The organism is Saccharopolyspora tripterygii (assembly GCF_054778355.1).
The window spans coordinates 363235-374125 of the sequence record NZ_BAAGZP010000027.1 but is presented as its reverse complement, the minus strand read 5'-3'; the positions used below and the strand labels follow the sequence as shown (position 1 = coordinate 374125).

At 66.1% G+C, this 10891-nt stretch carries 10 protein-coding genes; 7 read left to right on the top strand and 3 right to left on the bottom strand.

Annotated elements, in window-relative coordinates; translation table 11 throughout:
• From ACYVF3_RS21425 to ACYVF3_RS21415, 3 genes are all read right to left on the bottom strand, one after another.
• Nucleotides 1-645, bottom strand: a 645-nt coding sequence (locus tag ACYVF3_RS21425; protein WP_461156008.1) for an IS5 family transposase, incomplete at its 3' end; no start/stop codon positions are given.
• A 239-nt stretch (nt 646-884) separates the two neighbouring features.
• A complete protein-coding gene (locus tag ACYVF3_RS21420; RefSeq protein ID WP_461156007.1) occupies nt 885-1919 on the bottom strand; it encodes a response regulator transcription factor in 1035 nt (344 codons plus the stop codon).
• Between the two features lie 86 nt (nt 1920-2005).
• On the bottom strand, nt 2006-3124 hold the full coding sequence (locus tag ACYVF3_RS21415) for a LuxR C-terminal-related transcriptional regulator (protein ID WP_461156006.1): 1119 nt from the start codon (nt 3122-3124) through the stop codon (nt 2006-2008).
• Nucleotides 3125-3230: 106 nt separating this feature from the next.
• Between ACYVF3_RS21415 and ACYVF3_RS21410 the strand changes: the two genes are divergently transcribed.
• The 7 genes from ACYVF3_RS21410 to ACYVF3_RS21380 are packed head-to-tail and all read left to right on the top strand — an operon-like array spanning nt 3231 to nt 10127.
• Nucleotides 3231-4394, top strand: coding sequence for an acyl-CoA dehydrogenase family protein (locus ACYVF3_RS21410; protein WP_461156005.1), 1164 nt, complete (start codon nt 3231-3233; stop codon nt 4392-4394).
• A gap of 14 nt (nt 4395-4408) precedes the next feature.
• Nucleotides 4409-5218 carry an enoyl-CoA hydratase/isomerase family protein gene (locus ACYVF3_RS21405; RefSeq protein WP_461156004.1) on the top strand — a complete coding sequence of 270 codons (810 nt, stop codon included), beginning with the start codon at nt 4409-4411 and terminating at the stop codon, nt 5216-5218.
• Complete coding sequence (locus tag ACYVF3_RS21400; protein WP_461156003.1) at nt 5215-6126, top strand: SDR family oxidoreductase; 912 nt, start codon at nt 5215-5217, stop codon at nt 6124-6126. The genes ACYVF3_RS21405 and ACYVF3_RS21400 overlap by 4 nt, the downstream gene beginning before the upstream one ends.
• On the top strand, nt 6123-6893 hold the full coding sequence (locus ACYVF3_RS21395) for an SDR family NAD(P)-dependent oxidoreductase (protein ID WP_461156002.1): 771 nt from the start codon (nt 6123-6125) through the stop codon (nt 6891-6893). The genes ACYVF3_RS21400 and ACYVF3_RS21395 overlap by 4 nt, the downstream gene beginning before the upstream one ends.
• A gap of 47 nt (nt 6894-6940) precedes the next feature.
• Nucleotides 6941-7729: an enoyl-CoA hydratase/isomerase family protein gene (locus ACYVF3_RS21390; protein ID WP_461156001.1), complete on the top strand. Its 789-nt coding sequence runs from the start codon at nt 6941-6943 to the stop codon at nt 7727-7729.
• A 38-nt stretch (nt 7730-7767) separates the two neighbouring features.
• Nucleotides 7768-9327 (top strand): long-chain-fatty-acid--CoA ligase, encoded by a 1560-nt coding sequence (locus ACYVF3_RS21385; protein WP_461156000.1) that lies wholly within the window; start codon nt 7768-7770, stop codon nt 9325-9327.
• Nucleotides 9324-10127, top strand: a complete 804-nt coding sequence (locus ACYVF3_RS21380; protein WP_461155999.1) for a PaaI family thioesterase — start codon at nt 9324-9326, stop codon at nt 10125-10127. The genes ACYVF3_RS21385 and ACYVF3_RS21380 overlap by 4 nt, the downstream gene beginning before the upstream one ends.
• The last annotated feature ends 764 nt before the right edge of the window (nt 10128-10891 follow it).

Genomic DNA, 10891 nt, shown 5'->3' with positions numbered 1-10891 from the left:
GCGGGTGCGTGGGCGTCCGCGTCCGGCGCGTGCCACCCGGATCGCTTCCAGTACGGCGGTCATGTGCGGGCTGTCGGCGCGTTGACCGGCGGTGATCACCAGCGATAGTGGCTTACGGCCTTGTTCGCAGGCCAGGTGGATCTTCGTGGTGAGCCCACCACGGGAGCGTCCCAGTGCGTGATCGGTCGGTTCGTCGCCGGGTGGTTCGACCTGCTCATCGGGTCGGCGGCGAGCACCGGCGGCGTGCTGGTGGGCCCGGTTGATCGTGGAATCCACCGACACCTGCCAGTCGATCAGGCCCGCCTGTTCCGCCCACGCCCGCAGCGCCGAGAGAATAAAGGGCCACACGCCCGCACGCTGCCAGCGGCGAAATAACTGGTAGATCGACTGCCAATGCCCATAGCGTTCCGGCACGTCCCGCCACGGCGCACCGACCCGCACCCGCCACCGGACGCGATTGAGCAACTGCCGCCGTGTCCACTCCGGACGACGTCCCACCACCGGCCGAGGCGGCAACACACGCTGCAACGCCACCCACTGGCGGTCCGTCAGATCCTTACGCGAGCCAACCGCTACGCTTCCCACCGAGGTCTCCGGATAGATGTCGATCTTCTTGGTCGTTGATCCATCTACCGGAGACCTCACTACGTCCAACCACCGGGCCGGACGTTCCTAAACAGCCCCTAGGTCGGACGCGTCGGCGGTCGAAGCGATCACGTCCGTCCTCGACATTTGGGCCGCCCACAAAACGGCCCGGAGGGCTGGAACTTCACCCACGGCGGTACCCCGGCGACCTCGGCAACCCTACGAAACGCACCACATACCTGCCTCAAATCAACTGCGGCGGCGAATCAACCTCCGCTCCAGTTTGCTCGGTTCGGGAGTCAACATCGCGCGGCCGACGGCTCCAGATGCGTGGCTGACTGGTGGAGCGAGATGAGTTCGGTCCGGTTGACGGCGCCGAACTTGCGCATGATGTTTCGGATGTGGGATTTGACGGTGTTCGTGGTGATGGCGAGCTGATGGGCGATCGCGGTGTTGTCATGCCCGAGGACAACAAGTGTCATCACGTCGCGTTCCCGCGAGGTCAGGACATTGTCAAAGGCAGGTGATGGGCCGACGAGCGGCAATCCGACTTCCGACACCGTGTCCGCGTGTTCCCGCCCGACGAGCCGTACGAGGTCGACCCCGGTATCGAGTGAGGTCATGGTGCTTTCTATGGCAGCCAGGGAAGTCCGCACGCGGGACCGTTGTGACCGGAAGCGTCCGTAGAGCAGCTCACGCTCGAGTATGCGACCAAGCCCGATGGCGCAGGTCTCCAGTCGCTCGTTGAGATCGTCATCCTCGTGCGATCTTGCTGGCTCCGGCACGTGCACCAGGGCCGTCACCCGGCCTGCCACCGGGATAGGTGCCGCGCGGACACGCCCCGTCTCCGCCCACAGGCTCCTCGAGGTCGAGGACAAGGCGCGTCCGGTGCGGACGGCCTCTGCCTCTGCCGGCAGTTCCGCCAGAGGTACAGTGCCGAATCCGTCCGGCTCCTCCCGACCGCGGAACTGCCCGGAGACGTCGTACAGCCTCCACTGCGACCAGGTGTCCTTATGTATGCGGGCGATGAGCGCCCACTGGACGCCGAAGGCCCGAGCGATGGCTGGACAGATCTGGTCGCTTAACTCGGACTCATCTCTCAATGAGCGCAACTGCGCGAGGCACTCTGCCACCTGCTCGCGTGCGTCCAGGCGGGCTTGGTGGAAGTGGCGGTCCCACTCCTCGCCCAGCGCCAACGCCTCGGCGGCCAGCTCCAGCAACCGTCGATCGTGGTCTACCGGATACGACGCAATCGCGCGAGCGGCGTCGTGCAGCGCACCGGTTGGCTGCGTGACGTGCTCGCGGACCGACGCCGGCACGGCGGGGTCGAGCAACTCGAGTCCGTCGAGACGCGCGGCAAGGCGAAGGGTGCTCGCCCGAAGGTCACGAGTGGAACGAGTTCGCGCCTGCTGAGCGGCCGTCACGAGACTGCCTCGCGGGTCTCCAGCTCGCGCAGCTGCAGATACTTCGCGACCGCTTCTGAGCGGGTGGCGACACGCAGTTTGCGGAGAATCTTGGAGACGTGGCTCTTCACCGTCTCGCTTGACAACACCAGTTCCTGGGCGATGGCTCGGTTGGTGGCGCCTGCCGCGAGCAGGGTGAGCACCTCCTGTTCCCGTCGACTCAGCAGGTCTGCGGTGCGCTGTGCAGCGCTCGGGCCCGGTTCCTCGCCGCGGGCGCGCTCTTGCGCGGTCGCCGGTAGGGCTAGCGGCTCCTCCGCGAGGGCGGCTAGGCCCGCCGTAACTTCGCTCAGCAGTTCACCCACCCGTGCTCGCTGGCCGTCGATGCGCTCGCGCAGCACGGCGGACTCGAACAGGACGCTGAACTCCGCTGCGAACAGGTCGATGCTGTGCAGGTCACCAACGGTGATCTGGCTGTCCTGGCGGAGACGGTCGGCATGGAGGAAGCCGATCACCCGTCGGTTCGTGGTGATCGGGGCCGCGACGTAGGACCTGCTCTGGGTGACCCGGACCAGCGGCTTGTAGGTCCTGGGGTCGGTCTCCGCGTGTTCGACGATCACCGCTTTCCGATGCCGGACCATCTCCGTCTCCAGCATTGAGCGCGCCAGCGGGATCTCGTTGCCCTCCCGTGCGAACCGGTCGAACTCGTCGGCGTCCGGGTCGGCGTAGTCCTCGGGCCGAATAGTGTCTGGCAGCCACCGTGAGCCCCGCGCCGAGGAGATCATCACCCGGGTGAAACCGCACGCCTCGCGGAGCTCGGCGGGGGCGCGTCGCGACATCTCCCCGCTGGAGGGCGCGGAGGCCAGGCGGTCCAGCGCGGCGGCCAGCGTGGCGTCGGTCGTCCGACGCAGCTCGAGGTCGTGTGCTCTGGCCGCGCGCCGCTCCTCAGCGATCTCAGCCCAGTGCTCGAGGTCCTTGCGAGACCAGCCCGGCTCCGCCGCGGTCTCCCGGTTCCGTTGCTCCAGCTCGTCGAAAACGGCCCAGACGAACCGAGCGATGAAAGCGCGCTCGCGGCGCGCGTGACGCCGGTGTGACCGCAGCCGCTCCAAATCCGAATGGGCCTCGGTGGCTGAGGACATGCGCAAACACTACCACTGTTGGGGGGTGGAAACCCCCTGTTGGCATGGGGAGGAGAACGGCCACAAAGAAGCACACTATGACCGCCGTCACCGATGAAGGAGACCGATGTCCGCACCGTTGAACTTCTCGATCACCGCTGAACAGCAGGATTTGGTGAGTGTTGCCAGCCGTTTCGGTGAGCAACGTCTGGCGCCGTTCTACAAGCAGCGGGAGATCGAGGGTGCCTTCGACCGTGACACGTTGCTCGAGATGGGCAGGCTCGGCCTGTTCGCGGTCGAACTCCCCGAGGAGTACGGCGGGCTGGGACTGGACTGTGTGACGGCGGGGCTGGTTCTGGAAGCGATCTGCCGTTCCGACTACAACGTCGGGCAGCTGATGGTGTCGATGTCCTTGAGTTCCGCCTTGCTGGCGCGTCACGGGAACCCGGAGGTCGTGAAGCCGTGGCTCTCGGGCATGACCGCCGGTCGGATCATCCCAGCGATCGCGTTGACGGAGCCGGCGGGCGGGTCGGACGCCGCGAACCTCACGCTGCGAGCTGATCGCGACGGCGACACCTACATCCTCGACGGGGAGAAGACTTCGACGAGTTTCGCGACCCAGGCCGACTTCGCCGTGGTATGGGCCAGGACCGGGAGGCCGGGTGCCCGCGGCATCAGCGCCTTCCTGGTACCGCTCGACCTCCCCGGCATCACCACCAGCGAATTCGCCGACCTGGGCGGGCGCAGCGCGGGCCGCGGATCGGTGCACTTCGACCGGGTGGCCGTGCCCGCATCGCACCTGCTCGGCGAGGAGAACCAGGGGTTCATCCAGGTCATGCAGGGTTTCGACTACAGCCGGGCCCTGATCGGCCTTCAGGTCCTCGCGGTGGCTCGGCAGTCACTGGACGAGACTTGGCGGTCGGCGGCGGAGCGCACCAGCATGGGCAAGCCGCTCACCGATCACCAGGGCGTGTCGTTCCCACTTGCGGAGGCCGAGACGCACGTTGAGGCCAGCCGACTGCTGTGTCTGAAGACCCTGTGGCTGAAGGATCAGGGGATCCCCCACACCGAGGAAGCCGCCATGTGCAAGTGGTGGGGGCCGAAGCTTGCCTTCGAGACGGTCCAGACCTGTCTTCTTATCAACGGCCACTCTGCGTACACCGAGGAGCTGCCTTATGAGCAGCGGCTCCGCGACGTCCTCGGCCTGCAGCTCGGGGACGGGAGCGCGCAGATCATGAAGCTCGTCATCGCACGCCACAAGGTCGGCCAGGCCAAGATCCCGGGCCACTAGGACTGGAGAACCGGATGAGCAAGGTCATCTACGAAAAGCGCGACGCGATCGCGTACATCACCCTCAATCGTCCCGACGTGCACAACGCCATCGACACGGAGACCGACGAGCTCCTCTTCGAGGCGTGGTCGGAGTTCCGCAACGACCCTGATGTACGGGTGGCCATCCTGACCGGAGCCGGAGAGAAGACCTTCTGCGCCGGTGCGGACCTCAAGTCACACGTCGACCCGTGGCTCAACGCGGGACCCGAGCTGGGTCGAAGCCTGCTGAACAAGGGCTTCGCAGGCCGTATCACACGCGGGCTGCACCACACTTCCAAGCCGATCATCGCGGCCCTCAACGGCTGGGTTATCGGCGGAGGCATCGAGCTGGCACTGGCCTGCGACATCCGGATTGCCTCGGAGAACGCGAACTTCGGGTTTTTCCACATCCGGCGGGGGATGCACTTCGCCGACGGCGGCATCGTCCGGCTGGTCAACACCTGCGGGGTGGGTGTCGCGATGGAGCTGGAACTGATGGGCGAGCCGATCGACGCGCAGCGAGCCAAGGAGGTCCACCTCGTCAACCGGGTGGTGCCCCAGGCCCAGCTGATGAGCACCGCCGAACACATCGCCTCGAAGATCCTGCGCAATCCCCAGGCGGCCGTGGAGTCGGCCAAGGACACCATCCTGGAGGTGGTGGGACGGCCGTTGGATGACCAGCTGCGCCTCGAGGCCCTCTACGGCTACTCGACCATGGGCAATCCCGAGATCGTCGAGCGCAAGCAGGACTTCGTCGAGCGTCGTGATCCCGACCGGGTGAGCACACATACCCCGTCCGAGTGACCGAATCGACCACCCACGAGCAGAGGACCAACATCGTGACGTACCGCAGCGTTTACGCGCCCGGACTTTTCAAGGACCAGGTCATCGTCGTCACCGGGGGCGGCAGCGGAATCGGCCGCTGCACGGCGCACGAACTCGCCTCCCTCGGCGCCCACGTAGCCATCCTCGGGCGCAATCCGGAGAAGCTGGAGCACGTCCGGGACGAGATCTCCACCGATGGCGGATCGGTCTCTACCCACGTGGCCGACATCCGCGATGAGGACACCGTCATCGAGACCGTCGACACGGTCCTCCGAGACCACGGTCGGATCGACGGTCTGGTCAACAACGCCGGCGGTCAGTACCGCGCTCCGCTGAAGACCATCACGACCAAGGGTTTCGATGCCGTTGTGAGAACCAACCTCACCGGTGGTTTCATCGTCATGCGCGAGGTCTACAACCGGTGGATGGCCGACAACGGCGGCTCGATCGTCAGCATGATCGCCGATATCTGGCACGGATGGCCCCACTTCTCGCACTCCGCGGCATCGCGTGGGGGCATGCTCACCCTGAGCGAGTCGGCCGCGACCGAGTGGGCCGAGTCCGGCGTTCGGGTCAACACGGTCGCGCCCGGCTCCATCGCGTCCAGTGGCCTGGACACCTACGACGCGAAGGACACGGCGTTCATCCAGGATGGCGTCTCACCGCACATCCCACTCCAGCGGTTCGGCACCGAGTCCGAGGTCTCAGCCGCGATCGTCTTCCTGCTGTCGCCGGCCGCGAGCTTCATCACCGGCTCGTGCATCCGCATCGACGGCGGGGCCCCCAACGCCCGTCGCGGGTGGTGGGAGTTGCAGCCCGCGCGCAACAACGAGCCCTTCAACGGGTTCCATCGTGCGGCCTTTCCGACCATCCTCGCGAACCGATGAGCACGCCTACCGCCGGACCCGGCGTCGTTGTCCTCGGGGGCACCGGTGGTGTCGGGCTCGAGACGGCTTCGCAGTTCGCGGAGATCGGGGCGCGCGTGGTCATCCTCGGCCGCAACGATGAGCGTGGCGCGATGGCTTGCGACGAGGTACAGCGACGCAGCGGCAACAAGCCGCACTTCGTCCGGGCCGACGCGACCGACCCGGACGACGCGGTTCGTGCCGGCGAGGCCAGCCTCGCCCTTCTCGGAGCGGTGGACGTGCTCGTCAGCGCGACCGGCCCGAGTGAACCCCCTCGGCTGCTGCACACCATCCCGATTCAGAACATCCGCGACCGCATCGACGAGGTCATGCTGCCACCGCTGCACATGATGCACGCACTGCTGCCCTCGATGCGGGCACAGCGCAGCGGAACCATCATCAACGTCGCTTCCGACGCCGCGAAGCTCGCGACACCCGGGGAGACCGCCATCGGTGCCGCGATGGCGGCGATCGTCATGTACTCCAAGGCGGCCGCACTCGAGGTCAAGCGTGAGGGCGTGCGCATCAACATGCTTACGCCCTCCCTTATCGCGGGCACGCCCGGCGCGGCTTTGATCGCGGGGGAGCCGTTCAGTGCACGGATGTTCGAGAAAGCCGCGTCGCTGGCGCATCTCGGGGTCGCCGAGCCAGCAGACCTCGCGGCTATGGCGGTCTTTCTGGCCAGTCCCGCCGCTCGGCGCGTGACAGGGCAGGCGATCAGCATCAACGGAGGCATCTCGGTGGCCTGACGCCCCCGCGATTCACGGTGACGATCTCCCACCACAGGAGAGAAATCATGAACTATCAGACCATCGACCTGCTGGTCGACGACGGTCTCGCTGAGCTGGTGCTCAACGACGCCGAGCCTGGCAACCCGATGGGTGCGGTCTTCTGCCGAGAGTTTGGACAGGTAGCGAACGAGCTCGCAAAGCGCGGGGACGTCCGCGCCGTCCTTCTGCGGGCCGAAGGTCGCTTCTTCAGCGTAGGCGGAGACGTCAACCTGTTCTCGCGCGACCTCGATGCCGCGCCGGCAGCGGTGCGCGACGGGACGTTCGGGCTGCACATGGGGCTGACCCGGCTACTCCGCATGGACGCACCCATCGTGGCGTGCGCACACGCTTCCGCCGCGGGCGGTGCGGTCTCCTTGCTCTCCCACTGCGACGTTGTCTATGCCGCGCGCTCGGCACGTTTCACCGCGGCGTACGCGCAACTCGGGTTCACCTGCGACCTGGGAGCGACCGCCGGCCTCGCTTCCCGCATGGGGATCGCCCGCGCCCGCCGCTTCCTACTCCTGAGCGAATCCCTCGACGCGGACGAGGCACTGGGTGCCGGTCTGGTCGACCACGTCGTGGCCGACGACGTCGTGGCGGAGCAGGCGCGCGCAGCGGCCGTGGCACTCGCGGCCGGACCGACGCGTGCCTTCGGTGAGGTCCGCCGGCTCGTAGCTCGGTCGCTCGCGACACCGCTCGAGACCCAACTTGAGGACGAGGCGCAGTCCCTCGCCCGTGCTGCGGCCACCGCTGACGCGCGTGAAGGCATTTCGGCGTTCGCCGCACGGCGACAACCACGTTTCTCGGGATTTTGACGGCTACATGCAGTCGCTATCCCACGAAAGGAGCCAACATGTGGCTTTACTCAGAAATCCGCACACTCGATGACATTCCACGTCACTACGCGAGGACCACCCCGGACCGTCCGGCGCTGATCGACGGCCGCGGACCGGTATCCTGGTCGGATCTGGACCGACGGTCCAACCAGGTCGCGCAGCTCATGGTGAAGCTCGGCGTCGCACGCGGAGATCGGGTGGCCCTCCTGGGCAAGAACGGCCGTCAGAACTTCGAACTGCTCTTCGGAGTGAACAAGATTTCGGCGGCGCTGGTCCCCTTGAACTGGCGGCTCGCGCCTCCGGAACTGGTGGACATCATCGCAGACGCGCGCCCCGCTGTGCTGGTCGCGGACGCGGAGTATGCCGAGACAGCAGCAAGAGTGATCGAGGCCAGCGGCGTGCCATGCCGCGTGATCGGTTACGACTCCACGCGGCCAGGCGTCAGCGAATTGGACGAACTCCTCGCAGCGGCCCCCGCGGTGGACCCCGCTACCGAAGTCAACCCGTGGCATACGGCAGTGCTGATGTACACCTCCGGCACCACCGGCAAGCCGAAGGGGGTGCAGCTGTCGCACCAGAACTACCTCTACCTCCGGCTCTGCGAGCACCTCGAGCCCTCGTTCAGCTACACCTCCGACGACGTGATGATCACCGTCATGCCGTTGTTCCACGCCATGGGCGTCGGCCTCTCGTTGCAGGCGCTCTACAACGGCGCCGCCGTCGCCGTGTACCCCATGCCCACCCCTGGCGAACTGCTCGAGCTGATCGCCCACGACCGGCCCACGATCCTGCCGCTGGTGCCCACGGTCATCCAGATGATGCTGAATCAGCCCGGAGCCGCCACCGTCGACCTCTCCTGCGTACGGGTCGTGGTCTACGCGGGCGCCGCGATGCCGTTTCCGCTGCTCCAGCGCGCCCTCACCGCAATGGACTGTGACTTCATCCAGTTCTACGGCGGCACCGAGACTTGCGCGGGTGTTACCTTCCTCCGACCGGAGCAGCACCGCCAAGGCGTCAAACTCGAATCTTGCGGGAGCCCGCTTCCCCTGATCCAAATCAAGGTGGCGGACCCGGACGGTAAGGAGCTGGCTGACGGCGAAGTAGGTGAGTTCCTCATCCGGTCTCCCTCACTGACCACCGGCTACTTCAACCAGCCGGAGCTCACTGCGGCTGCCTTCCCGGATGGCTGGTACCGGTCGGGCGACGCGGGTTACCGCGACGCTGACGGTTTCTTGTACCTGGTTGACAGGGTGAAGGACATGATCATCACCGGCGGTGAGAATGTGTATTCGACGGAGGTCGAAAATGCCCTGGCTCGAATCGACGGGGTGCAGCAGTGTGCAGCGATCGGCGTTCCTGACGAAAGGTGGGGCGAGCGAGTCGTCGCCGTCGTGGTGCTCGCTCCCTCTGCAGCTTTAACAGAGGAAGACATCATCGCGCGCTGCCGCGAATTCATCGCCGGTTACAAGCTACCGAAGGAGGTCAGGTTCGCAAACGCCCTCCCGATGACCGCCACCGGCAAAATCATGAAGAACAGGCTCCGGGAGCAGGTTCGGCAAGGAGGTACGCCAGCGTGAAATTCCCCGTCATCATGGGGCCACCGGAGGCCGCGTTCGAGGTTAGGGACGTCACCGTCGACCGGCGCGGGACCACTGCGCGCGCCAAAATGGTTATCCGGAGCTGGATGTGCGATAGCCGGGGGAAGCTGCGGCCGGGCAACCTCGGCGTACTCGTGGACAACGTCCTCGGTTACTCCATCATCGCCGGTGCGCCGCAAGGTCATTGGGCGGTCACTACTGAGATGTCGGTAGACGTCACGGGGTCGTTACCCAAGGACGGCTGCGTGCTACACGGTGAGGCGGAACTGATCGGTCGAAACGCGACCGACGGCTATGCCGAGGCGCTCGTCATCGACTCCGCCGGCCAGGTCGTCGCCCGGGCACGGCAGTGGGGACACTTCATCCCCGGACTCCCGCAAGTGGGCCCGTGCACCCCTGGCGGTTCTGGATTCGGTCCTCATCCAAGGCACCGCCCACCGGTGTTGCTCGAGCGGGAGTTGACGGACACCGACCGCGGACTCGTGGCGACCCTGGATGTCGAGTCCGGGGTCGCCAACCCGAACGGCCACTTGCACGGAGGTGTCGCGATGGGGTGGTCCGACGCAGCTGCGGCCGCCGCGCTGCAGAGGAACGGTGCGGCCTTTGCGACGACGTCGGCGCACGTCGCCTATGTCCGTCCGACGCCGGCCGGAGCAAGCCTTCAGATGATTGCCACCGTATCCCACCTAGGCCGGACCCTGGGACTGGTCCACATCGTGTTCAGTCTCCCAGACGGGAAGCCGTGCATGTTCGCGACGGTTTCTGCCCACGGCATTTGACGACGAAATCGGCAATTGGTCAGGACCCAGGTGCTACGAACAGCAGTGCAGTCCTGCCGACATCCCGTTCGGACGACCTAAACTGCACGACAGCCTCAACCGGCAAGAAGGTCTTCACAGTTGAGTGGCTGTGTTGGCAAACTTTTGATCACTGCCCGGGTAGCGGGGCGAGCAGCCATGATCCCGCTGAAATTATCGAGTTGATGGCAGCGCCGTATTTGTGGGTCAACGGGCAGGTTTGGCCAGGTGCTCCCGTAGGCGTTTCGTAGTCGTGATCACTGGGGGAGCTTCTGAGCTGGTTTGGCAGCTCGAGACCGGGTGGGAAATTCTTCAGCTGTTCGTCTGCTGCGAGGGAAGTGGCGCTCGCCCCGGCGAAAGCGGTCAGTGAGATCGCAGCCAGCAGAAGTCGCCGGAAGGCAAGCATCGGTGAGGCTCCTTCCTGGCATGCCGTCGCAGCCACGGTCTTGCACGTTTAGCAGCAAGGGCTCTCCCCACCTAGAACAGGCTACTGACTGTGGAACTGTGTCTAATGCCATGTAGAAAGTCAACCCTTGTGGGGAGTGTGCTCGGCCGGCTGCGTACAGCGTGCCAGTGGTGCGCCAAGCGGCGGATGTCCAGGTGTCCGGGCTTTCCGGCGCTTCGCGGTTCCCGTTGCGACCGCCTTGCGGTCGCCCCTCGGATGGGCGCGTGCGTGACAGGCCGTCGGCCCCGTGCTGGAACTCGAGGCTGTGTGGTGCCTGTCGAATCTCGTGGGCGCCCGGCCT